The organism is Paraburkholderia elongata (assembly GCF_013177735.1).
GTDB lineage: Bacteria > Pseudomonadota > Gammaproteobacteria > Burkholderiales > Burkholderiaceae > Paraburkholderia > Paraburkholderia elongata.
Map to the genome: position 1 here is coordinate 1 of NZ_WOEZ01000217.1, position 21,879 is coordinate 21,879.

Consider the following 21,879-nt stretch of genomic DNA (forward strand, 5'->3'; position numbering starts at 1 on the left):
CGAGTTCGAACAGCCGCATGGCAGTGGCGCCGGCGGCGCCGCAGACTGCTGCGTACTCCAGCGGGAGGTCGCGCGGCGCCGGGAAAATAGCCGACTTTGGGACGACGGCACGCTCCGACGCCACGCCCCAGCGCCGCACTCCCGTTCCGCTTCCGAACACGAGGACCGGTCTACCGTCCACCCAGCCTGAGCCTTCCACGCCCGGAATGTGGGGTGTTGGCGGGCGGAGGCCGCCGACGCCGAGCCACAGTTGGGCGTCCATGGAGTTGAGGCCGGCGTAGGCCATCTCGACTAGAACCTCGTCCGTCCCGGGAACGGGGTTCTCAACTTCGACGACGGCCAAGGGCGCCTGAGGCTGGAGGTACTGGAGCGCTCGCATCATGCAATCTCCGGTTGGCGTTGAAGGTTGAGGATCTGGTTCGTTTCCCGGCGGGTCGCCACGGGCCGGCCGACCTTCTTCGCCAGGGCGACGGCGCGCTCAACGAGCTCGACGTTGGTGGGTGTGTCGGCAGCGCGATAGTCCTCCAGCCCGATCCGCAGATGCCCGCCCCGTTCCATTGCGTATTCCGCAAAGCCGTTCTCGAAGGCGTTGCCCCCGAAGATGCCGACGTTCCAGGGTATGCCCGCGTCTTGAATCATCTCGAGATAGAGGTCAAGCGACGCGCGGGCACCGGGCAGGCCCATCAGCGTACGCGGGCCGCCGAACACAAGGCGGAAGATCGAGCCCTGAGGGATCTTGCCCGCGCGAGCGAAGGCCATGGCCGTCCGCAAGAAGCCGGGCTCGATGCAGCCGATCGAGGCTCCGATCCGGTTCCGGATGCAGAACTCGAACATGTAATGGGCGTCCGAGTTCGTGTTAATGAAGAGTTCGTCCGAAGACCCCGGAAGGCCGTCTTCGCCCAAGAAGGACATGTTGCTGGTGCCCATGTCGATCAGGCCCAGTCGCAGCAGCCCCGCATCCACCAACTCCTGCATATGCTGCGTGCGTGCCTCGATCGTGGTCTCGCCGCCGCCGCCCTGCATGGTCGGATAGAAGATAATGTCAGGATAGCGATCGATAACGGGCGCCCAGGCGTCGATGAGTGGCCTGGAGTCGTGTCGGCCGCTTCCCGGTGCGATCACCGGATCATCCGTGTGCGAGTGGAGGATCGTAGCGCCGGCCGCGACACAGGACAGAGCGTCGGCTGTCACCTCCTGAGGCGTCCGCGGGACGTGCGGCTGCACCTCTCGGGACGTGACGCCGTTGAGACAGACTTCGATGATCACGGGAGGATGGGACGTTGAGTACATTGAATTTCTCCAGGTGTTTCCGTCAGATTAAAACCGGTGGCGGGCCGGCGCGAACTTGTTAGCCAGTCGGAGCGCACAGCAGGCGGTGACACTGTGCTCCGCCGTGGCGGAGAGGTGTTTGTTGAAAAGACTCTCACGACGCACGGCGATGTGCTGGATGGAGGAAGCCGACCGGTTCAAGCAAGCGTGCGTTGGCTAATGGCCCCGCGTCAATCGCATCAAAACCGAAGGGCCGGGCAGCTGCGGAGCAGCGTCTTTCGTCTTTGTGTCGTCGCAAGCAACGAGTTACGATTCGGGCGCCGGGCAAGCTTCTCTGTAGCTCCTCCAGCCCACGTGCGAGCGCGCTACCGACATTGCCTTTGCCATATTGGAGATGCCCATTTGAGTTCCTTTTCCAGAGCGCCACGATTGCGAACCATTTTGCACATAAAATATGCCGGCCCTCGGGAGCGTCAGGTTTTCAATTTACAGGCTCTCCGATATCGCAATCAACATGCACTTTATTGATGCGCCGTTTCCTAAAAGTTGATGATCCATGGACACTCTGATGAGCCTTCGAGTCTTCTGTACTGTTGCGGAAGCGAAGGGCTTCGCCGCCGCGGCGGACCGCCTAGGCATCTCGCCAGCGATGACTAGCAAACATGTCATACATTTAGAGGGAAAGCTTGCGACTCGGCTACTACATCGCACCAGCCGTCATGTCAGCCTGACAGAAGCCGGCGTACTCTATTTTCAACAGGCAAAGGCGCTATTGGACGGGCTGGACGAAGTCGAGGCGGCGATGGCTAATGTTACGGTCGTCCCTAGGGGAACTTTAAGGTTCAGCGCACCCGTATGGTTCGCCAACACGAATTTCGCACGGATGGTCGCCAAGTTTAGTAGTCGATATCCAGACGTCGTCTTTGACATCGATCTCACCGGGAGGATCGCTAATCTCGTCGAAGATGGGCTCGACCTCGCACTTCGAACAGTCGATCCGATGTCGCTGGATCCCAGTCTAGTGGCGCGTCGTCTCGGCGATGTGTCGTTTCAGCTCGCAGCTGCGCCGACTTACCTCGATCGTGTGGGCCGCCCATCGAGAATCAGCGATCTGAATGGCCATGCCTTGCTGCGCTACAACGCGATGCGCGACTATCAGCATGTAATCATTGAAGGGCCGAACGGTCCTGAGACCGTTGGTTTCAGGTCGGTGATGGAAAGCAGCAACGATACTATGCTTCAACTTGCCGCAATTGAGGGGATGGGTATTGTATTTCTGCCCAGATGGATGATTGAGCAAGAGGTTGCGGATGGGCGGCTAGAAATCCTCTTTCCAGAGAGCGCTCAGATAAGAAGAAGCATCTTCGCTGTGTATCCCAGCCGAAAATACTTATCCGCCAAGGTTCGGCTTTTCATCGAATTCCTTGTGGATGGTGCGGGTCTCGGCGGTCCTTTTAGGACCGCCAGGCGCGAATCTCACGGCCCGAGGAGCGATCCCTACAACGACGCCGAATAGATTTACGCAAGCCAACAACGACACCGGCATCCAGCGTTGCAAACATGAGGGTAACCATGGATCATTTTCCATTACCTGAGGCGAGCCCATCATGGCATCTCGGAAACCAACGCTGGCGCTCGAACCACCACAATCGGGTCAACGCAAGAAGGGGCTGTCCACCCGGCAACGGATGCGTGAAGCCGCCGTCGAGCTATTCGCGGACCGGCCTTTCGACGATGTGCAGGTCGGTGAGATCGCAGAACGTGCCGGCGTGACCCATGGCCTGATGTTCCACCATTTCGGCACCAAGCGTGGTCTATCTCGATAGCGTTGCATGAAATCTCGCGCCGGCTATTCGAATTGAGCCTTCCCGATCCGAACCTGCTGCCTTACGATCAGATACGGCAGCTTCTTCTCGATCATTTTCAGCTTATGGCGGACAACGAAACATTGTTGCTTGGCTATATGCGCGCCTCAAACGCCATGGCAGCTGACCCCGAGGCATGGGCCGTTTTGGATCGTCATCGCGTCGAAATGGAACGCTGGGCGCTCAAACTGGTCGGCTTCTCTTCGGAATCCCAACCGCTGCGACTGGTGATCCGTGCGGCGGCATCGGGAATGGATCAACTCAGCGTCCGCTGGCTCCAGGAGGGCCGGATCCAGAAGATCGAGGTACTGATCGAGGCCACGATCGAGCTGATCATCGGTGGGTTCCGCGCTGCCACCAAATTCGACCCGACGCTCGATGTCGAGACCGGTATTCGATTGTTGTCGGAACGAGGCAGTTATTCGGACCGAACCAAGCGCGCGGCGAGCCCTACCATAAAGCGGGAGCGGGCGAAATCGGGCTGATCCCTTCCGCTCCGTTGCCTTAAATGGACGTTTGTCGTAGCCGTGATCGCGTCGAGATCACCGATCCGAACGCCGGTGCGAAGCGGTGTGCTCGTTTCAGCGCGGCTAGAAGCCGACGTTATCGCCCCCCTTGAGCGCCAGGATTTGACGCGCCTCGGTCGGGGTCGCCACCTCGAGCGAAAGCGGCTCGAGGATTGAGCGGATCAGCCGCACCTGCTCGGCATTGGACTCGGCGAGCCGCCCCTTGCGGGTGAACAGCGAGTCCTCCAGTCCCACTCGGACATTTCCGCCGTTGATGGCGCCCATGGTGAGGAAGGGCATCTGTTGCCGCCCTGCGGCCATGACCGACCAGCGATAGTCGTCGCCGAACAACTTGTCGGCGATGCGCCTGGCGTGGAACAGGTTCTCGGTATCGGCGCCCTGGCCTCCCAGCAGCCCAAAGATCGACTGCACGAAGAGCGGTGGCGTCACCAGCTTGCGATCGAGAAAATGGGCGAGCGTGTAGAGGTGCCCTGTGTCATAGCACTCGAACTCGAACCTGGTGCCGTGGCGCTGGCCCAGCCGCTCCAGCACCTGCTCGATATCCTTGAACGTGTTGCGAAAGATCCAGTCGCGCGACGATTCGAGATAGGTCGGTTCCCAGTCGTGTTTGAAGGTCTTGTAGCGACCCAGCATCGGGTACATGCCGAAGTTCATCGAGCCCATGTTGAGCGATGCGAGTTCTGGCGAAGCGCGTTCCGCGGCCGCCAGCCGATCGTCGAGGCTCATGCCCTGGCCGCCGCCGGTCGTGATATTCACGATCGCGTCGGTCGACTCCTTGATCCGTGGCAGAAACTGCATGAACAACGCTGGGTCCGCCGAGGGCTTGCCGGTATCCGGATCGCGGGCATGGAGATGGAGCACCGACGCTCCGGCCTCCGCTGCCTCGATTGCCTGCGTCGCGATCTCGTCGGGTGTGATCGGCAGATAGGGGCTCATCGACGGAGTGTGGACGGAGCCGGTGATGGCACAGCTGATAATGACCTTGGACATCTGTTCTCTCTCCTTCAGCGCATCCAGGGGCGTGGCGGCGTCAACAGCGCATCGACCACTGCGCGGGAAAAGGGGGGCGCCCCTTCCGGCAGCGGGCCGGGCGGTCGCAAGGATTCGGGCAGATCGTCGCCCCAGGCCCAAAGCCCGCCGCGGGCGAGCGGGTGTTGACCCGTCGGATAGTCGGCGGTCATGAGATCGCCGTCCGCATAGTGCTCCCACTCATCTCCCGCGGGATCCTTCCAATAGTCGAAGAATTGGCTGCCAAGGACATGCCGGCCGGTGCCCCAGGCGTGGGTCCAACCCCGGGCGCGCAGATGTTGCTGGCCCTGTCCGACGGCGTCGATGTCGATCGTCTCGGTAGATACGTGAAGGACCGCGGGCGCGGGGCCGGCGAGGAATGCGAGGCTATGGTGATCGGCAGGCGTGTCACCGCGGTCGAGCCGGAAAAAGCCGAGCGCCGGCGTTCCGTCTGCGACCGTGCAAAGATCCGAGGCGATGAAGCCAAAACGGTGCATGTACCATTCGGCGGTTCGCTGGAAGTCGGGGGTCTGCAGCACGACATGGCCCATCCGCAGCACCGGCGACGGTTCCGCGGACGAGCGTATCGGCGCATTCACGCGCACGTTCCGGTTGGGCGTGTTGATGCTCACGAACGGCGCGCGGATCGGTAGGGGGTCAAGTTCAGCTATCTCAGCCAGCAGATCGACACGCCGCCCGTCCGGATCGGTCAGGCGAACGCGCAACCCGCCGCCGGGACCATCGTTGGGTTCGATCGCCACGCCCTCGACTTGGGTCAGGCGTTGCAGATCGGCGACATCCTTCGCCACTAGCGCGAAGCCGACAAAGCTGTCCTCATCAGCCGGGATCACCTCGACGCAGAACGGTGCTTTCCCATAGCCGCGATAATGGCGGCTCCTGCCGCTCGTCTCCAGCGACACGAAGCCGAAATCGCGCAGGAAGCGGTCCATCGCATCGGGATCGCGCCGGTTGAAGACGACATGAGTCAGCCGATCGGCATGCAGGATCGGATCTTGATGACGGAGCAGGCTGTTCACTGGATGGATCCTCTCATATGGTTCGCGAACATCTCAGACAATGCGGGTTTCTTGGCCGCCGATCAGCTTACCGCTGCGCGTATCGCGCATCGTCAGCCGTAAAACGTCGCCCGGTTGCAGGAAGGTCGTGCGCGCTGTCATCTCAGCCCGAAGCGCGTCGCGACGCGTCTCGTCGGCCATGAGGTGGGCGGCCAGGATGTCGACTACCTTAGGCGAACCCTTCGCGAGAACGCCGCCCGGGGTGCCGGTCAGGATCATGTCCCCGGGCGCGAGATCCATGATCTCCGACAGCTGGGTGATCGTCTCGGCGGGACGGAAGATGAGCTGATCGGAGCGCGCCGACTGCCGCTGCGTATTCCCCCAGTCGAGCGTAATCTCGAGTGCGTTCAGCGTCTCCGCCACCTCGTCGGGGTCCAACGCGAGCAGGATCGGACCTGCGGGGCAGAAACCGCGATAGCTCTTGCCCTGAAACCATTGGAGAAAGGACGCCCCGAACATCGTGTCGCGCGCGGAAACGTCGTTGCACAACACGACGCCGGCCACATAGTCGCCGATCGTTTCGTCGGTCACTTCGCAGGCTCCCGTGACCGCGCGCCGCATCACCACGCCTATCTCGACCTCATAGTCGAGCAGCTCCACCTCCCGAGGACGCACGATGTCGGCATAGGGGCCAGTGAGGCTTGAACTCGCCTTCATGAAGAACAGGTTCTGCCGCCGTAGGTGATGACCCGATTCGCCCGAATGCTCGGCATAGTTGAGGCCTTGGCAGACGAGCTGACCATCGCTCGTTACCGGGCTCAGCAGACTAGAGGCTGGCAGCCGGAAAGGAGGTTCCTCATGCACGGTCCCGCTCGACAAGGCATTGAGCAGCTCGCTGGTCTTTTGGGCATTCGTCAGAAGAGGCGCCACCTCGATCGTATCCGACGCGCCGCGAGGCGCATCGCCGACCAGGCGCCCCCAGCGAAAGGATCCGGCATCTTGATAGCGCAATAGGGATTCAGCCATTTTGGGTACTTTCTTCAGATAATTTATGGGTAGGAATACGTATTAGCTGGATCGACCGGGCGTTGACGTATTCATCTCAATGTTCGACGGTTGGGAATTACGGAACAGGAGCGCGCTCAGGTGGGCGTTCGAGGATTCCTCGAGCAACGCTAGTCGCTTGCTCACGGCGACGGGCCGAGATGCTCGCGCAGCGCTGCAGCGGCGTGCGTTGGCTAATGGCCCCGCGTCAATCGCATCAAAACCGAAGGGCCGGGCAGCTGCGGAGCGGCGTCTTTCGCCTTTGTGTCGTCGCAAGCAACGAGTTACGATTCTGGCGCCGGGCAAGCTTCTCTGTAGCTCCTCTAGCCCACGTGCGAGCGCGCTACCGACATTGCCTTTGCCATATTGGAGATGCCCATTTGAGTTCCTTTTTCCAGAGCGCCACGATTGCGAACCATTTTGCACATAAAATATGCCGGCCCTTGGGAGCGTCAGGTTTTCAATTTACAGGCTCTCCGATATCGCAATCAACATGCACTTTATTGATGCGCCGTTTCCTAAAAGTTGATGATCCATGGACACTCTGATGAGCCTTCGAGTCTTCTGTACTGTTGCGGAAGCGAAGGGCTTCGCAGCCGCGACGGACCGCCTAGCAGGTTCAGGAAGAACCGCTCCATCACCGAGTTATCCCAATAATTTCCCTTGCGGCTCATGCTGCAAACCACGTGATGCTGCCTGAGCAATGTCTGGTATTCATCGCTCGCGTACTGGCTGCCCCGGACGCCCTTCTAAATGTCAAGTTGGTTCGTCATTTTTCTGAACGCAAAGCGGCGCGCTTCAGGGGTGGGAGCGGGTTGCCCACCTGTCCTCCGCAAAAACTCGATCAAGACAGGGCGAGGGTGTTCAGCGGCGCCGCATCGCATATGACATGATGAACACATGATTGCGCTCATCAGGATTGTTGTTCAACTGCTATCGGACGTGTGCCGATTCGCCGTCCTGCTGCTTCGTCCAAGCGGTGCCCTGGCGGCCGAAAACCTTTTCCTGCGCCGCCAGCTCGCGTTATATCAGGAGCGCGGCATGAAGCCACACCGCGTCGATGCGGCTATGCGGATCGGTCTGACCTTGCTGTCCCGGCTGTTCGACTGGCGCGCAGCGCTCGTGGTGGTACGTCCCGAGACGCTCATTCGTTGGCACCGCGCCGGCTTCCGGTTGTTGTGGCGTTTCAGATCACGTCTGGGGCGCCCGCCGATTCCATTGGAGCTGCGCCAGTTGATCCGGCGGCTGGCGGACGAAAATCTGCTCTGGGGCGAAGAGCGCATTGCCAACGAACTTCTGCTGAAATTCGGGCTGCGGGTTTCGCCACGGACGGTCAGGAAGTACATGCCCCGGCGCGCGCCGGGTCTGCAGCGTGGCGATCAGCGCTGGTCGACCTTCCTGCGCAATCACGCCGATGCGATCGTTGCATGCGACTTCTTCCCGGTCGTCACCGCGACCTTGCGCCAGCTCTACGTGTTCGTGGTGATCGAGCATGCGTCGCGCCGGCTGGTGCATGTGAACGTGACACCTCACCCTACGGCAGCCTGGACGCTGCAGCAACTGCGGGAAGCAACCGGTTTCGGGAACTGCTACCGGTACCTCCTCCATGATCGCGATAGCATCTTTGCGAAGCATCTGGACGATTCCATCAGCCGACTCGGGCTGACCGTGCTGAAGTCACCACCCCGGACGCCGACGGCCAATGCGATCTGCGAGCGGGTCATCGGCACAATCCGGCGCGAGTGCCTGAACTGGCTGATCCCGCTCTCAGCGTCGCATCTCAGATCGATCCTGAAAAGCTGGACGGCGCATTACAACCGCGGGCGTCCTCATATGTCTTTGGGACAGGGTGTCCCTGATCCGCCGGCCGATCCTGCACTGCCTCCCCATGAGAATTCCGGTCACCATGTCGACCGGTGCCTTGTTGTGCGCGCCAAACCGATTCTCGGCGGGCTGCACCACGAGTATTCACTGTTAACCGTTGGCACCTGATCTGGTTTTTGCGGACCACAGGACCGGCCGTTCGCGTAACGGCGTAGAAGGATCGACGATCGGCAACAACTGGCCCGGATTCGCCCAGCACCCGAAGGCGGCCGCACGAACCCGGACGGTTCATCGTTTCGCGCGGCCAGCGCAGGCCGCTCTAGATTTCAGTCTGCTCCGAAATCTCAAGCGGGTCATCGACTTCAATGCCCAGGTATCGGATCGTGCTTTCAATCTTGCTATGTCCGAGCAACAACTGGACGGCCCTGAGATTCTTCGTGCGTTTGTAAATCAGGGTTGCCTTGGTACGGCGCATCGAATGTGTACCGTAGGCTGTCGGATCAAGTCCCGCCGCATCCACCCATCGACGTATCATCCGCGCGTACTGCCGGGTTGAAAGATGTGGTGACACCGATAGTCGACTTGGGAAGAGATACTGATCAGGCTTCAAGACAGCCTTCTCAATCCATGCTCCGACCGCCTTCCGGGTCGACTCGGTGAGCTCAAACTGGACCGGGCGTTGAGTCTTTCGCTGAATGATTTGCGCCCGCGCCAAGACTTGATTGCCGTGCGTAACATCGCGGACTTGCAGATTGACCAGATCACAACCGCGGAGCTTGCTGTCGATTGCAAGGTTGAACAGGGCGAGGTCGCGGACAGCATGAGCGTTCTGAAGGTAGATCCGGATAGCCCAGACGTCTTTGGGCCTCAGAGGTGGCTTCTGGCCGACGAGTTTGCCTTTGTTCCACGCCTCACGGGTTTGTTCGGTCTTCATGGCAGACTCCCACAGGGATGATGGGAGTTCAATTGTGGTACCCGGCCTCGACGCCGGTTCTTGGGTGGAATTGCCCGAGGCTTACACGCAGCCAACTATTGCCACCATCTTTCGAATCCGTCCCGCGAACGGCTGGTCCGCACCAAAATCCTGCCCGTGAACCCACGGGTAAATTTCGGCCTTTGCCGACACTCGGGTAACGACTGCCGTAAGGCGGCTACCAGTCGCTTTCCTGACGTTCACCAGTTGTCAGCCGTGAACGTCAGGTTTCACTGTGTTCGGATGAGTGCTCTCGACCCTTCTGAGCCATTCAGTGAAGATCGAGGATTGGCCGCTCACGGAGTGATAGCAGACATGCCGTGAACGCGTGGCCATGAAGCTGGCCAGCGAGCGGTTTTCGATCCTCATTGCGACCCGCTGCCAGAACCTGATCGGATCGAAATCCTGGGCGTTGGCCCGCTAGCTGGATTCGGTCCATGAGCCCGTATCGACATAGTCGTAGAACATCATGCGGGGCACGCGCCGCTGCGCACGCTGGCACAGATCCTCGATACTTGTAATCACAGACATCCGGGCCATCCAGAAGTTAACGTGTTTCCTGCAAGGTACGCGCCGGCATCCCCAGGAGCACCGCCAAGCCACCCGCGACCAGCAAGGCGGCCATCATGTAGAGCCCGCTCGTGAAGCTGCCGGTGGTGGTCTTGGCCCAGCCCATGATGGCCGGGCTGACGAAGCCGCCGGGCAGCGCCAAGCTGTTGATGACCGCGGTGCCGCCCGCCGCCGCGCTGCCGGACAGGTAGGTCGTGGGAATCGCGCAGAACACGGGCATGCACGCGAAAATCGTCACCGTCGTCAGTGCCAGGGCCGCCAGTGCTCGCGTCGGGCTGGAGGTGGTCGCGGACCATCACCAGGCTCGCGGCGCCGATGAAGGCGCACGCCGCCAGGTGCCAGTGCCGCTCCATGCGCGCACCAGAGTGCCGGCTGATCAGGACCATGCCCAGCCGAGCCGACGAAGTGCATGGAGTCAGTGATTGACGCCGTGCCTGCACGACTTGTTCATAGGGCAACGGGTGAATCCAAATCGGTTTCGTGAATAGTCGATATAAAGAATGAAAGTTTCCCCAACGGCTCGCGAATATCCACAATGAGTTCACCTTGGTCGATACGTCAACCCCATCAGGGAGCGTGAATCCAGGTTGTCGTGCAGATATAAAGAGAGGAGCTGTTTGTGGTCCACAACTTCATCAATGGCGAGTTTGTTGAGACGGCCGGCGGCCAGACTTTCACCAAACGATCGCCTGTCGATAACACGGTGCTGTACTCCGTGTCCGAAGCCAGTCAACGCCATGTCGACGCAGCAGTCAATGCGGCTCGTGGTGCGTTGAATGGCGAATGGGGAAATCTCAGTACCGAGCAACGTGTGGATTTGCTCTATGGCGTCGCCGACGAAATCACGCGTCGCTTCGACGATTTCGTGGAGGCCGAAATGGCTGACACGGGACAACACCGTCATGTGATGGAGCACGTGTTCATCCCCCGTGGCGCGGCCAATTTCCGGGCATTCGCGGAGACCATCAAGACCGTATCGTCCGAGTCGTTTCAGACGGCGACGCCGGATGGACGAGGCGCGATCAACTATGCGATTCGAGTACCGAAGGGTGCGATCGCGGTGATCTGCCCGTGGAACGCGCCCTTCATGCTCATGACCTGGAAGGTTGCTCCTGCGCTCGCCTGTGGCAATTCCGTCGTCGTCAAGCCGTCGGAAGAGACGCCTGCTACCGCGAGCCTTCTGGGCGAAGTGATGAGTGCCGTTGGCGTGCCGCGAGGCGTCTACAACGTCGTGAACGGCTTCGGGCCGGATTCCGCAGGCGAGTGGCTTGCCCGCCATCCGGGCATTGATGCGATCACGTTCACGGGCGAGACCCGCACGGGCACCGCGATCATGAAATCCGCTGCGGAAGGCGTTCGCGACGTATCGTTCGAACTGGGTGGCAAGAATGCGGGCATCGTGTTTGCCGATGCGGATTTCGATGCCGCTGTCGAAGGCATCTATCGCGCCGCATTCCTCAACTCCGGTCAGATCTGCCTCGGTACCGAACGTGTCTATGTCGAGCGCCCGATCTTCGACCGCTTCGTCAATGCGCTGAAGGCGCGCGCGGAGTCGGTCAAGTACGGTCGGCCGAGTGATCCGGGCGCCACCTATGGCCCGTTGATCAGTCAGGAGCATCGAAAGAAGGTCCTGTCGTACTACGAGCGGGCGCGAGCGGACGGTGCCACGTTGGTGACCGGCGGCGGCATTCCCGGTCTGCCGGCCGATCTGGCGAGCGGTGCCTGGGTGCAGCCGACCATCTGGACTGGCTTGCCCGAGACCTCTGCCGTCGTGCGGGAGGAGATTTTTGGACCGTGCTGCCATATTCGGCCGTTCGACAGCGAGGGCGAGGTGATTGGGCTTGCTAACGACAGCGAGTGCGGCCTTTCGACCACGATCTGGACACAAAACCTCTCTCGCGCGCACCGGATGGCAGCCCGGATCGATGTCGGAATCTGCTGGATCAACAGCTGGTTCCTGCGCGACTTGCGCACGCCGTTCGGCGGAGCGAAGCAATCGGGGATCGGCCGCGAAGGTGGCGTGCATTCTCTCGAGTTTTATACCGAAACACGCAATATCTGCGTGAAGCTGTGAGGTCGATCATGAGCAGTGAAAAAATTCGGCGTTACGGAGACGAGCTGTACGACGCGCTGGTGACGCGCACGCCGGTGGCACCGCTGACGGATCGCGACCCGACGTTGACGATCGAGGATGCGTACCGCAGCCAGCGGCATATGGTCGAGCGTCGCGTTTTGGCCGGCGAAACCATCATCGGGAAAAAGATCGGCGCGACGAGTAAGCCGGTGCAGGAGCGACTCGGCGTCCATCAACCCGACTTCGGGCAACTGACCTCCGGAATGGCTCATCGCGAAGGCGACGCGATCGACCTCTCCGGTCTCATCCAGCCATTCGTCGAAGCTGAACTGGCGTTCGTGCTGAAGGAAGACCTGAACGGTCCGGGGATCACGGCAATGGACGTGATCCGGGCGACCGACTACGTCGTGCCTTGCTTCGAGATCGTCGACTCACGAATCGATGACTGGAAGATCAAGATCCAGGACACGGTTGCGGACAACGCATCGTGCGGTGTTTTCGTATTGGGGAACACGCGCGGCGACCCACGCAAGCTGGACATCACGCTCGCAGGCATGGTGCTCGAGAAGAACGGCGACGTGTGCGCGACTGGGGCGGGTGCGGCGGTACAGGGCGGGCCCGCAAATGCTGTCGCCTGGCTCGCGAATACGTTGGGCGCACTCGGCATTCCGTTCAAGGCGGGCGAAGTGATTCTGTCCGGTTCCCAGTCGGCACTGATCCCGGTCGCCGACGGCGACGAGTTCGTGTGCACGATCGGTGGCCTTGGTAGCTGCCGGATGACTGTGATGCGAAAGGAGGCCGTATGGCAGGCGCATTGAAAGAGAGTGTGATCGCTCAGCTCGCGGACCAAGTCGAGAGCGCGCAGCGCGAGGCGCGTGCGATCGCCAAGCTGACTGATCAATGGCCGGATCTGACCGTAGCCGACGGCTATGCGGTCCAAGCGGAATTGCGACGCCGTTATCTCGCGGATGGTCAGCGTCTTGTGGGGTGGAAGGCAGGGCTGACCTCGCGGGCCAAGATGAAGCAGATGGGTGTCGATCAGCCGTGTATCGGCTTCTTGACGGACGCAATGGCGCGTCCCGAAAGCTCGGCGATCTCGACGGCCGACCTAGTGCATCCCCGTGTCGAATGCGAGGTTGCCTTCGTCACCGCGAAGGATCTGCAAGGTCCTGGCTGCACTGCGGAAATGGTGCTCGAGGCGACTGACTACGTATTACCTGCCGTCGAGATCATCGACTCGCGATATGCGGCCTTCAAGTTCGACCTGGCGAGCGTGATCGCCGACAACTGCTCTTCTGCCCGCTTTGTTGGGGGCGGTCGAGCGCGCTACGCGTCAGAACTCGATCTGCGCAACCTCGGCGTCGTGATGGAGAAGAACGGCGAAATCGTCGCCGTGGCCGCGGCGGCTGCGGTACTGGGTCATCCAGCCGAGGCTGTCGCGATGCTGGTGAACGTGCTCGCGGAACAGGGCGAGCGACTGCCGGCGGGAAGCTTTGTGATGAGCGGCGGCATTACCGAGGCCATCCCAGTGCAGCCGGGCGATAGCGTGATCGCGCGCTTCCAGGAACTCGGCAGCGTCTCGATGCGATTTGTTCAATGAAAACCGGTCAGGGCATAGGGAAATGTGCCCGCACAGGAGAGTGAGTCAATGAAGAAGGTCAAGTGCGCATTGATCGGGTCCGGCAATATCGGCACGGACCTGATCTACAAGATTGCGCGTAGTCCGGTACTGGAGCCCGTCTGGATGGTGGGTATCGATCCTGGATCCGAGGGGCTCGCACGCGCCCGTGAGCTCGGCCTGAAGGCGACCGCGGAAGGCATCGACGGGCTGCTGCCCCATGTGGAAGCGGACGAGATCCAGATCGCGTTCGATGCGACGAGCGCTTACGTCCTTCCGGAGAATAGTCGGAAGCTCAACGCGCTCGGCGTGTTGGCGATCGACCTCACGCCGGCGGCAGTGGGTCCGCTGTGTGTGCCGCCGGTAAATCTGCAGCAGCATGCGCGTAGCGGCGCGATGAACGTCAACATGATCTCGTGTGCGGGTCAGGCGACGATTCCAATGGTGTACGCGGTCTCGCGCGTCCAGCCTGTGTCGTACGGGGAGATCGTGGCGAGCGTGTCGTCGAAGTCGATCGGCCCGGGTACGCGCAAGAACCTGGACGAATTCACGTTCACGACTTCGAGCGCCGTCGAGCGCATCGGCGGTGCGAAGCGCGGCAAGGCACTCGTCGTGATCAATCCGGCCGAGCCACCGATCTTCATGCGAAATACGATCTATTGCCTGACCGAAACGGCACCAGACGAAGCAAAGATCACCCAGTCGGTGCTGGAGATGGTCACGGAAGTTCAGAAATACGTTCCGGGTTACCGGCTGGTCAACGGGCCGGTGTTCGACGGCAATAAGGTCTCGATTTTTCTCGAGGTTGCGGGGCTCGGTGATTACCTGCCGACCTACGCCGGCAATCTGGACATCATGACCGCGGCCGCGACGCGTACCGCAGAACTTTTCGCCGAGGGCATCCTCGACGGTTCGATCAAACTCCAGGCTACCCAGGCGGAGGAAATGCGATGAGCCACCTGAAAGGCAGGAAGGTCCTGCTTCACGATATGTGCATGCGCGACGGCATGCACGCGAAACGTCACCAGATCACGGTCGACGAGATGGTCAACTTCGCCAAAGCGCTCGACGCCGCCGGCATGCCGTTGCTGCAGGTCACGCACGGGGATGGTCTCGGTGGCTCGTGCCTGAACTACGGTTTCGGGCTTCATACGAACGAGGAGTATCTGTCCGCGGTCGTGTCTCATCTGAAGCGCGCGAAGGTGTCGGTGCTGCTCGTCCCGGGCCTCGGCACGATGAAGGAACTGCAGTCGGCCCATGACTGTGGCGCGCACAGCGTGCACGTCGCGACGCACTGCACGGAAGCCGATGTCTCCGAGCAGCATATCGGGTTTGCGCGGAAACTCGGGATGGACACCACCGGCTTCCTGATGATGGCGCATATGAACTCGCCCGAAGGGTTGGCGCAACAGGGCAAGCTCATGGAGTCCTACGGTGCACAAACCGTGTATGTCACCGATTCGGCGGGTTACATGCTTCCGGATGACGTCCGGGCCCGCGTCCGCGCGCTACGCGCGGTGCTGAAGCCGGAAACCGAGATCGGCTTTCACGGCCATCACAACCTCGGCATGGGCATCGCGAACTCGATCGCGGCGATCGAGGAAGGTGCGAGCCGTATCGACGGTTCCGTCGGCGGTCTCGGAGCCGGCGCCGGCAACACCCCGCTGGAAGTGTTCGCTGGTGTCTGCGAGCGCATGGGCATCGAAACGGGCGTCGATGTGTTCAAGCTGGTCGATGTCGCAGAGGACATCGTGGTCCCGATGATGGATCAGGTGATTCGCGTTGATCGCGATTCGTTCACGATCGGGTACGCCGGCGTGTACTCCACGTTCCTGTTGTTTGCCAAACGAGCCGCTGCGCGATATGGCGTGCCCTCACGCGACATTCTGCTGGAGCTGGCCCGGAAAAAAATGGTGGGTGGTCAGGAAGACATGATCGAGGATACCGCGCTGACGTTGGCAAAGGAACGCGGTCTGCTCAAGGTCGCATCGCCTGTCGCGGCGCAGGAGGGCTAAACGATGCCATTCGCCCAAATCTATCTGGTCGAAGGTCGAACCGAGGAACAAAAGGCGGCGGTAATCGAAAATGTTACACAGGCGCTCAGCGACGCGGTCGGCGCACCCAAAGAGAACATTCGTGTCTGGATCCACGACGTTCCCAAGACCAACTGGGGGATCGCCGGAGTCAGTGCCAAGGCACTGGGACGGTAAGCAACACGTAGCTATGCGATATGCCTTCGGGCATATCGAATCAGACATCAGGTCTTGCACAAAGGAGGAGACGATGCTTGATCTACACGACATCCGCTATGTGCGTCTGGGTACGGCGAACCTGGATCAAGCGGAGGAATATGCGACGAAGGTCCTCGGAATGGAATCGGTCCGGCGCGAGGGGAAATCGCTCTACCTGCGTTCCGACAGCCGGGACCATACGCTTTGCTATTTCGAGGGAGACCCGAAGGAGCAAACGGTGGGATTTGAGGTTGCGTCGAAGGGCCGCCTCAAGAAAGCCGCCGACCTGCTCGAAGACAGCGGCTATCGGGTCCGTTCGGGTACCAGTGAGGAATGCGAACAGCGGCGCGTGTACGATTTCGTCCATTTCACGGATCCTTCGGGCACACACTTCGATCTCGTGCTGCGTCCGGATGACAGCGGCCGACGCTATTTTCCGTCGCGCGACGCGGGTATCACGGGTTTCAGTCATGTGGGGCTGTACAGCAGTGACCCGAAGCGCGACGAACAGTTCTGGACCGAGATTGCAGGTGCCAAAGTCAGCGACCGGATCGGTGATGCAGCGCTTCTGAGAATCAATCCGGTTCATCACACGCTGGCGCTCTTTCCGTCCAATCATGGCGGCGTACAGCACATCAATCACCAGGTCGAATCGATCGACGACATCCTGCGCGCTTATTACTTCCTAAAGGAGAAAGGTGTCGAGATTCGCTTTGGGCCTGGGCGGCACGCGACTTCCGGCGCGTACTTCCTCTACTTCGCGGGCCCGGACGGAATGACGTTCGAGTACTCGTGTGGTGTGCGGATCTTCACGGAAGAAGAAGAGAAGACACATCGCCCACGACAGTTTTCGATCGAACCGCGATCGTACTGCATCCTGGGGTCGAAACCGACCGGGATCGCGGGATTCGAGAGCTGATCTTCACTGGCGACGCGCCGTTAACGCGTCGACGAGTACGCCGATCCGGGGTGCTCGTGGCGGCACACAATTTGAAATGCGAAACGAAATCATGAGTTACAACGTTCGACTGGAACCGACCGGACATACCTTCGAAGTGGCGGACGGCAAGACCGTACTGAAGGCTGGGATGGATGCGGGTCTGCTGATGCCCTATAGCTGCCGTGCTGGAGGATGCGCGACGTGTCGCGGGAAGATTCTCGAGGGATCTGTCGACTACGGTCCGATCATTCCGGGCGTGCTGCCGGAGAGTGATCGCAAGGCAGGCTACGCACTGATGTGCGTGGCGAAACCGCTGACTGACCTGGTCGTGGAATTGCGCGAGCTCGACGGAGTCGCTTCGGTCAAGGCGATGACTTTTCCCTGCCGTGTCGTTCACGCGGAGCGAGCAGCACCGGATGTGATGGTCGTCCGTTTGAGAATCCCGATGAACTACACGCTCTACTTCATGCCGGGACAGTACATCGAGGTACTGCTGAAGGACGGACAGCGCCGTAGCTACTCGGTCGCAGTCGCACCCCGTCATGACGACCTGACGCACCTCGAACTTCATATCAGGCATTCGCCCGGGGGCATGTTTACGGACCACGTTTTCGGCGCCATGAAGGAAAACGACATGCTGAAGCTCGAAGGTCCGTTCGGCACGTTTTTCCTACGCGAAGACTCCGACAAACCGATCGTATTCCTCGCAGGCGGGACCGGATTTGCACCGATCAAGTCGATCATCGATTACATGAACCTTCACGGTATTCGGCGACCGGTCACACTCTACTGGGGTGGACGGACGCGGCGCGACATCTACATGATGGATATCGCGAAGCGTTGGCAGGAAGAGTACGACCACATCCGGTTTGTACCGGTCGTTTCGAATGCAACACCGGAATGTGAATGGGAAGGTCGGAGCGGCTTTGTGCATCAGGCAGTGATGGAAGACCTTCCGGATCTCTCGGGACACCAGGTCTACGCATGCGGAACGCCGGCCATGGTGAATGCCGCGAGAAAGGACTTTGTCGAGCAATGCAAGCTGCCTGCAAACGAGTTCTTTGCCGACTCCTTCGTCTGAACCGCCACACCACGTCGTTTGAAAGGCCGGGGAACCGGCCTGTTCATATGCGTATTTTTTGAATACCGGAGTGTACGATGCCGCAAATTCCTGAAGTCACCACCGTTCCCGTGAGCAACGGGGATTCGATCATCAAGCCTTACGTTCTGGGTCACGGCACCCTCGCATGTCGTGAAATCAACGACACCCGCAAGTTCTACCAGGAGTTCCTCGGTCTGGAGACGGTGCGTCACGGCCCCCGTTCCTTCGCGGTGCGCCTTGGCATGAAGTTCCACATCTTCGCCGTAGAGATCGGCGACGAGATCGAACCGGTACCGTTCCTGAATCACTGGGGAATCGATGTCACCAGCAAGGAAGAGGTGGACGCCGCCTACGCCAAGACGGTCGAGTTGAAAGACAAGTACAAGATTCGGCAAATCACCGAGCCGTCATTGCAGCACGGTGTGTACTCGTTTTATCTCGAAGACATGGATTACAACTGGTGGGAAGTCCAGTATTACGAAGGCAACTTCCAGGATGAGGACCTCTTCGATTTCGGCGATCTGTTCTGATTGGTCGTACAACGCTGTATAGAGAATGTGAAGAGGACGATCCCATGAAAACTGAATACAAGCTGCTCACCTACGAGGGCGACAACGGCGAAGCCCGTGCCGGCATCTTGATCGACGGACGAGTGTTCGATGCCGCCACGGCCTTGAGTGAGGTAGGCGAGACGCAATTCAAAACGTTGGCGGTCATCGATCTGCTGGGTGAGTGGGACGCGTTTCGACCGATGCTGGAAAAGGTTGCGGCTCGGGTTGCGCAATCCGACTCTGCCGCCGGGATGGGCGTCGCCGTCAACGATGTGACTTTGCTCGCGCCCATTCTGTTTCCCAATGTCGTGTTCGGCGCGGGAGCCAACTTCTCGGACCATGTCGAAGAGATGCGACGAGCGTTCAACTTGCCGGCTGAAGCGAGCCCGCGTGAGAACGGCGGCAATCCGTGGTTCTTCGTCAAATCGCCGACACGTAGCGTGATTGCCAATCCGGGCGCCACGATCGAGTTGCCGGCCTACGCGAAGTCCGTTGACTACGAGATCGAACTTGCCGCCGTCATTGGACGCCGCGCTCGGAATGTCACGGCAGCTGAGGCGCTTGATTATGTCGCCGGCTATACCGTCGCCAACGATTTGTCGGCGCGAGATGGCCTGAGACGCACCAATTTTTCCGAACAATCGCCGTTCCGATTCGATTGGGTATCCCACAAGTGTTTCGATCGCAGTTGTCCGATCGGCCCGTGGATCAGTCCGGCGGAGTTCGTGGGCGATCCGCAAGCCTTGGGAATGAAACTCTGGCTGAACGGCGAGATCCGCCAGTCTGGATCGACGAGCTCGATGATTTTCAGTGTTGCCGAGCAGATCGCATTCCTGAGCACTCGCACGACGCTCGAGCCGGGGGACATCATTCTCACGGGAACGCCTGCGGGTGTCGGGGCGGCGCGGGGCGAGTTTTTGAAGAGCGGTGACGTAGTCAAGATGTGGATCGAGAAGATTGGGGAAATGACCCAATCGTTCGTCTAATAGCGAACACGCCACGCAACCTCGTGGCGTGTTCCCGGCAATCGACGCGCCGCGCGTGCGGCGATTGAAGTCGAGATCTTCGTGTAAGTCAGGTCCATTCGCTCATCTCGCGAAGAGGGCCTTGGACATCGGTATGACAGTAGACGACTCCATAGATACGGCATTCCAACGAGAGGTGCGAGTTGCGGCTCGTGCATTGGCGCGCGCCGGGCTCGTGCACGCGTATGGCCACTGCAGTGTGAGGATCGGTCACGATTGGTTTCTGGTTTGTACGGCAAAGCCGATGGCTCTAATTGTGCCGAACGACAACGGTACAATCGTCGCTATCGATGAACCCCTTCCAGCGGGGGTCCTCGGTGAAGTGCGCATTCATCAAGCCATCTACCGGTCGCGGCCGGACGTTTCGGGAATCGCTCGTACGACACCGGGCGATCTGATGACGCTTTCCGCTGCGAGATGTACGCCTCGTCGGAGGCACGGCTTCGGCGCCTACTTTCCAGAGTCGATTCCGCTTTGGGATGACGTCCGATTGGCTAGAACCGACGAGCGCGCGCGCGGCATTGCTGAAACAATCGGAGCAGGTAACGTTGTCGTGATGCGAGGCAACGGCGCGGTCGTTGCGGCGGCTTCGCTAAAGGAGGCGGTCGTGTTGAGCCGCTATCTGGAAGATGCCGCACGCGTGGAGTTGCAGCTGCGTATGGCGGGCCTCGCGACCGAAGCGTGTGTGTTGACCGAGGCCGAGGCGACCGAACGTGCAGTTCGGGGTGGTGGAATCATCGAGCGCATGTGGGAATACATGACCTCAGGTGATCCGGAGTCGGTCTGAGCGAAGTGAACACGTTCGTCGAAGAAACGTGCCGAGTTGGTCGAGCGGCAGATCCCACAGCAAGCATATCAATAGGAGATAGTGCGGGTTGTGGCCGGCGATGCAACACCTTACTCTGTGTGGTTAGACCGGCAGCCGTGGTCAAAGCCGACGGAGATGCCTGTCCGTCGGCTTTGACGCAAGCAAACTATGAAACTGGATTTGAATCTCCTCCGAGTGTTGGTTGCCGTCTATGAGACGCGCAACATCACCTCGGCGGCCACGTTGTTGAGTGTCAGCCAGCCTGCGGCCAGCGCGGCCTTGGCGCGGTTGCGCGATGCGTTCAACGACCCACTCTTTGTGAGAACACCGGGAGGGATGGAGCCGACGCCGCGAACGCTGAGTATCATCGAGAAGGTCAAGGAAGTGCTGACTTCGATCGATCAGGATATCTTGTCGAGCCAGACGTTCGAGCCGCTACACGCAACGGATGAGTTCGTGCTGTGCATGACCGCGATCGCTGAATATGTATTTCTACCCCATCTGGTATCGGTGACGAATCAGCGCGCTCCGCTGATTCGAATGCGATCTCTATCGCTGGCGCCGCAGGACCTGCAGGAGAGCCTCCTGAACGGAAAGGTGAATCTGGCGATCGGCTTCTATCCTGATCTGGTGTCTGCCGACATTTATCAGCAGCGGCTTTTTTCTCACCGACTCGTATGTTTGGTCAGGCAAGGACATGCGATAGCCGGAGACCGCATGACACTCGACGCGTTCGTCAATGCCGGTCACGTAGACGTGAGGGATGGCAGCCGGACCAGTGAGATGTTCGAAGAGTCGTTGTCGAACAAAAAGATCCAGCGCAACATCGTTCTGACCACGTCGCACTACATGAGTATTCCGCGGATCCTCGCGGAATCGGATCTGATCGCGGTCGCGCCGCTCATCGTGGCCAGAATATTTGCCCAGCAGTTTGGGCTTCGGGTGATGTCGCTGCCGCTCGAACTACCCGACTACGATCTCAAGCAGTATTGGCACCGAAAGTATCATCACGAACCCAAACTTGTGTGGCTACGGACACTGATACAGAGTGAATTTTCTGATGCATATGTAGCGGGCCTTCTGCGTAAGCTCGGTACTGACTATTCGGAAATGGGAGACTGAGGTTGTTTGGCGTATGGCGCTGCGCTGTCGTGCGGAATAGCGGGGGACCCGTGGCGAGGGGCGTGGCAGAACCGGTATGTACGCGATCGTGACCGTCGTTCCACATGGAATCGTAGAGTGATGATAGTGCCGTGTTAAACAGAGAGCCTCGATGTTGGGCCGATGCTTGCCGGGGATCGAAGTCGTCGATCGAAACTGTAGGAGATCGTCGTGGCGCATGCAAATACGGAGTGCGCTATGAGTCGAATGCAGCTTATCGATTGAGACTGAAGAATCCGTGGGCGACGATTCAATCTCTCGAGGGTGATGGTG

General features: G+C 60.0%; 23 protein-coding genes and 1 pseudogene. 16 read left to right on the plus strand and 8 right to left on the minus strand.

Going from position 1 to position 21,879, the window contains the following annotated elements:
• On the minus strand, nt 1-382 hold a 382-nt coding region (locus GNZ13_RS51735), incomplete at its 3' end, for an alcohol dehydrogenase catalytic domain-containing protein (RefSeq protein WP_328807360.1).
• Nucleotides 379-1,290: a BKACE family enzyme gene (locus tag GNZ13_RS38905; protein WP_172175093.1), complete on the minus strand. Its 912-nt coding sequence runs from the start codon at nt 1,288-1,290 to the stop codon at nt 379-381. The genes GNZ13_RS38905 and GNZ13_RS51735, both read right to left, overlap by 4 nt.
• A 547-nt stretch (nt 1,291-1,837) precedes the next feature.
• Here GNZ13_RS38905 and GNZ13_RS38910 point away from each other — a divergent pair.
• The 3 genes from GNZ13_RS38910 (at nt 1,838) to GNZ13_RS38920 (ending at nt 3,619) form a co-directional block, all read left to right on the plus strand.
• The gene (locus tag GNZ13_RS38910) at nt 1,838-2,785 is read left to right on the plus strand and encodes a LysR family transcriptional regulator (protein ID WP_236002385.1); all 948 of its coding nucleotides are present in this window, start codon (nt 1,838-1,840) and stop codon (nt 2,783-2,785) included.
• Between the two features lie 91 nt (nt 2,786-2,876).
• Entirely contained in the window at nt 2,877-3,095 is a 219-nt protein-coding gene (locus tag GNZ13_RS51740; protein ID WP_216675202.1) for a helix-turn-helix domain-containing protein, read from the plus strand.
• Nucleotides 3,096-3,127: 32 nt separating this feature from the next.
• Nucleotides 3,128-3,619 carry a hypothetical protein gene (locus GNZ13_RS38920; RefSeq protein WP_172175099.1) on the plus strand — a complete coding sequence of 164 codons (492 nt, stop codon included), beginning with the start codon at nt 3,128-3,130 and terminating at the stop codon, nt 3,617-3,619.
• A 105-nt stretch (nt 3,620-3,724) separates the two neighbouring features.
• On the opposite strand, the gene GNZ13_RS38925 is transcribed toward GNZ13_RS38920, so the two are convergent.
• The 4 genes and pseudogenes from GNZ13_RS38925 to GNZ13_RS38940 all read right to left on the minus strand — a co-directional run.
• Nucleotides 3,725-4,651: a BKACE family enzyme gene (locus tag GNZ13_RS38925; protein ID WP_172175102.1), complete on the minus strand. Its 927-nt coding sequence runs from the start codon at nt 4,649-4,651 to the stop codon at nt 3,725-3,727.
• A 14-nt stretch (nt 4,652-4,665) separates the two neighbouring features.
• Nucleotides 4,666-5,706 carry a VOC family protein gene (locus GNZ13_RS38930; RefSeq protein ID WP_172175105.1) on the minus strand — a complete coding sequence of 347 codons (1,041 nt, stop codon included), beginning with the start codon at nt 5,704-5,706 and terminating at the stop codon, nt 4,666-4,668.
• 33 nt (nt 5,707-5,739) lie between these two features.
• Nucleotides 5,740-6,711: a fumarylacetoacetate hydrolase family protein gene (locus tag GNZ13_RS38935; protein ID WP_172175108.1), complete on the minus strand. Its 972-nt coding sequence runs from the start codon at nt 6,709-6,711 to the stop codon at nt 5,740-5,742.
• Between the two features lie 632 nt (nt 6,712-7,343).
• A pseudogene (locus GNZ13_RS38940) lies at nt 7,344-7,469 on the minus strand (IS3-like element ISKpn18 family transposase); the annotation flags it as partial.
• 160 nt (nt 7,470-7,629) lie between these two features.
• Here GNZ13_RS38940 and GNZ13_RS38945 point away from each other — a divergent pair.
• Nucleotides 7,630-8,721, plus strand: a complete 1,092-nt coding sequence (locus GNZ13_RS38945; protein ID WP_172175111.1) for an integrase core domain-containing protein — start codon at nt 7,630-7,632, stop codon at nt 8,719-8,721.
• Nucleotides 8,722-8,872: 151 nt separating this feature from the next.
• Here the strand turns inward: GNZ13_RS38945 and GNZ13_RS38950 are convergent, their stop codons facing one another.
• Together GNZ13_RS38950 and GNZ13_RS38960 are read right to left on the minus strand one after the other, a co-directional pair.
• A complete protein-coding gene (locus tag GNZ13_RS38950) occupies nt 8,873-9,487 on the minus strand; it encodes a tyrosine-type recombinase/integrase (protein WP_172175114.1) in 615 nt (204 codons plus the stop codon).
• A gap of 586 nt (nt 9,488-10,073) precedes the next feature.
• Nucleotides 10,074-10,334 (minus strand): MFS transporter, encoded by a 261-nt coding sequence (locus tag GNZ13_RS38960; protein WP_172175117.1) that lies wholly within the window; start codon nt 10,332-10,334, stop codon nt 10,074-10,076.
• A 381-nt stretch (nt 10,335-10,715) separates the two neighbouring features.
• Here GNZ13_RS38960 and GNZ13_RS38965 point away from each other — a divergent pair, with 381 nt between their 5' ends.
• The 12 genes from GNZ13_RS38965 (at nt 10,716) to GNZ13_RS39020 (ending at nt 21,567) form a co-directional block, all read left to right on the plus strand.
• Entirely contained in the window at nt 10,716-12,170 is a 1,455-nt protein-coding gene (locus GNZ13_RS38965; protein ID WP_328807361.1) for a 2-hydroxymuconic semialdehyde dehydrogenase, read from the plus strand.
• Nucleotides 12,171-12,178: 8 nt separating this feature from the next.
• Complete coding sequence (gene dmpE, locus GNZ13_RS38970; protein ID WP_172175120.1) at nt 12,179-12,988, plus strand: 2-oxopent-4-enoate hydratase; 810 nt, start codon at nt 12,179-12,181, stop codon at nt 12,986-12,988.
• The gene (dmpH, locus tag GNZ13_RS38975; RefSeq protein WP_172175123.1) at nt 12,973-13,770 is read left to right on the plus strand and encodes a 2-oxo-3-hexenedioate decarboxylase; all 798 of its coding nucleotides are present in this window, start codon (nt 12,973-12,975) and stop codon (nt 13,768-13,770) included. The genes dmpE and dmpH overlap by 16 nt, the downstream gene beginning before the upstream one ends.
• Before the next feature lie 48 nt (nt 13,771-13,818).
• A complete protein-coding gene (locus GNZ13_RS38980; RefSeq protein WP_172175126.1) occupies nt 13,819-14,742 on the plus strand; it encodes an acetaldehyde dehydrogenase (acetylating) in 924 nt (307 codons plus the stop codon).
• Nucleotides 14,739-15,803, plus strand: a complete 1,065-nt coding sequence (gene dmpG / locus GNZ13_RS38985) for a 4-hydroxy-2-oxovalerate aldolase (protein ID WP_172175129.1) — start codon at nt 14,739-14,741, stop codon at nt 15,801-15,803. The genes GNZ13_RS38980 and dmpG overlap by 4 nt, the downstream gene beginning before the upstream one ends.
• A 3-nt stretch (nt 15,804-15,806) precedes the next feature.
• Nucleotides 15,807-15,998 (plus strand): 2-hydroxymuconate tautomerase, encoded by a 192-nt coding sequence (locus GNZ13_RS38990; RefSeq protein ID WP_172175132.1) that lies wholly within the window; start codon nt 15,807-15,809, stop codon nt 15,996-15,998.
• Between the two features lie 73 nt (nt 15,999-16,071).
• The gene (locus tag GNZ13_RS38995; RefSeq protein WP_172175135.1) at nt 16,072-16,938 is read left to right on the plus strand and encodes a VOC family protein; all 867 of its coding nucleotides are present in this window, start codon (nt 16,072-16,074) and stop codon (nt 16,936-16,938) included.
• A 91-nt stretch (nt 16,939-17,029) separates the two neighbouring features.
• Nucleotides 17,030-18,040, plus strand: a complete 1,011-nt coding sequence (locus GNZ13_RS39000) for a CDP-6-deoxy-delta-3,4-glucoseen reductase (RefSeq protein WP_172175138.1) — start codon at nt 17,030-17,032, stop codon at nt 18,038-18,040.
• 77 nt (nt 18,041-18,117) lie between these two features.
• The gene (locus GNZ13_RS39005; protein WP_172175141.1) at nt 18,118-18,591 is read left to right on the plus strand and encodes a VOC family protein; all 474 of its coding nucleotides are present in this window, start codon (nt 18,118-18,120) and stop codon (nt 18,589-18,591) included.
• A 44-nt stretch (nt 18,592-18,635) separates the two neighbouring features.
• Nucleotides 18,636-19,598, plus strand: coding sequence for a fumarylacetoacetate hydrolase family protein (locus GNZ13_RS39010; protein WP_172175144.1), 963 nt, complete (start codon nt 18,636-18,638; stop codon nt 19,596-19,598).
• A gap of 133 nt (nt 19,599-19,731) precedes the next feature.
• Nucleotides 19,732-20,424: a class II aldolase/adducin family protein gene (locus tag GNZ13_RS39015; RefSeq protein WP_172175147.1), complete on the plus strand. Its 693-nt coding sequence runs from the start codon at nt 19,732-19,734 to the stop codon at nt 20,422-20,424.
• Nucleotides 20,425-20,613: 189 nt separating this feature from the next.
• Entirely contained in the window at nt 20,614-21,567 is a 954-nt protein-coding gene (locus GNZ13_RS39020; RefSeq protein WP_172175150.1) for a LysR family transcriptional regulator, read from the plus strand.
• Nucleotides 21,568-21,879 lie beyond the last annotated feature (312 nt).

What these genes read in the sequence shown, in the direction of transcription:
- GNZ13_RS38995 (WP_172175135.1), top strand. Translation starts at nt 16,072, where the DNA reads ATGCTTGATCTACACGACATCCGCTATGTGCGTCTGGGTACGGCGAAC.
- dmpE (WP_172175120.1), top strand. Translation starts at nt 12,179, where the DNA reads ATGAGCAGTGAAAAAATTCGGCGTTACGGAGACGAGCTGTACGACGCG.
- GNZ13_RS38905 (WP_172175093.1), bottom strand. Translation starts at nt 1,290, where the DNA reads ATGTACTCAACGTCCCATCCTCCCGTGATCATCGAAGTCTGTCTCAAC.
- GNZ13_RS38980 (WP_172175126.1), top strand. Translation starts at nt 13,819, where the DNA reads ATGAAGAAGGTCAAGTGCGCATTGATCGGGTCCGGCAATATCGGCACG.
- dmpG (WP_172175129.1), top strand. Translation starts at nt 14,739, where the DNA reads ATGAGCCACCTGAAAGGCAGGAAGGTCCTGCTTCACGATATGTGCATG.
- GNZ13_RS39015 (WP_172175147.1), top strand. Translation starts at nt 19,732, where the DNA reads ATGACAGTAGACGACTCCATAGATACGGCATTCCAACGAGAGGTGCGA.
- GNZ13_RS39005 (WP_172175141.1), top strand. Translation starts at nt 18,118, where the DNA reads ATGCCGCAAATTCCTGAAGTCACCACCGTTCCCGTGAGCAACGGGGAT.
- GNZ13_RS39010 (WP_172175144.1), top strand. Translation starts at nt 18,636, where the DNA reads ATGAAAACTGAATACAAGCTGCTCACCTACGAGGGCGACAACGGCGAA.
- GNZ13_RS38950 (WP_172175114.1), bottom strand. Translation starts at nt 9,487, where the DNA reads ATGAAGACCGAACAAACCCGTGAGGCGTGGAACAAAGGCAAACTCGTC.
- GNZ13_RS39020 (WP_172175150.1), top strand. Translation starts at nt 20,614, where the DNA reads ATGAAACTGGATTTGAATCTCCTCCGAGTGTTGGTTGCCGTCTATGAG.
- GNZ13_RS38935 (WP_172175108.1), bottom strand. Translation starts at nt 6,711, where the DNA reads ATGGCTGAATCCCTATTGCGCTATCAAGATGCCGGATCCTTTCGCTGG.
- GNZ13_RS38990 (WP_172175132.1), top strand. Translation starts at nt 15,807, where the DNA reads ATGCCATTCGCCCAAATCTATCTGGTCGAAGGTCGAACCGAGGAACAA.
- GNZ13_RS38910 (WP_236002385.1), top strand. Translation starts at nt 1,838, where the DNA reads ATGAGCCTTCGAGTCTTCTGTACTGTTGCGGAAGCGAAGGGCTTCGCC.
- GNZ13_RS38945 (WP_172175111.1), top strand. Translation starts at nt 7,630, where the DNA reads ATGATTGCGCTCATCAGGATTGTTGTTCAACTGCTATCGGACGTGTGC.
- dmpH (WP_172175123.1), top strand. Translation starts at nt 12,973, where the DNA reads ATGGCAGGCGCATTGAAAGAGAGTGTGATCGCTCAGCTCGCGGACCAA.
- GNZ13_RS38925 (WP_172175102.1), bottom strand. Translation starts at nt 4,651, where the DNA reads ATGTCCAAGGTCATTATCAGCTGTGCCATCACCGGCTCCGTCCACACT.
- GNZ13_RS51740 (WP_216675202.1), top strand. Translation starts at nt 2,877, where the DNA reads ATGGCATCTCGGAAACCAACGCTGGCGCTCGAACCACCACAATCGGGT.
- GNZ13_RS39000 (WP_172175138.1), top strand. Translation starts at nt 17,030, where the DNA reads ATGAGTTACAACGTTCGACTGGAACCGACCGGACATACCTTCGAAGTG.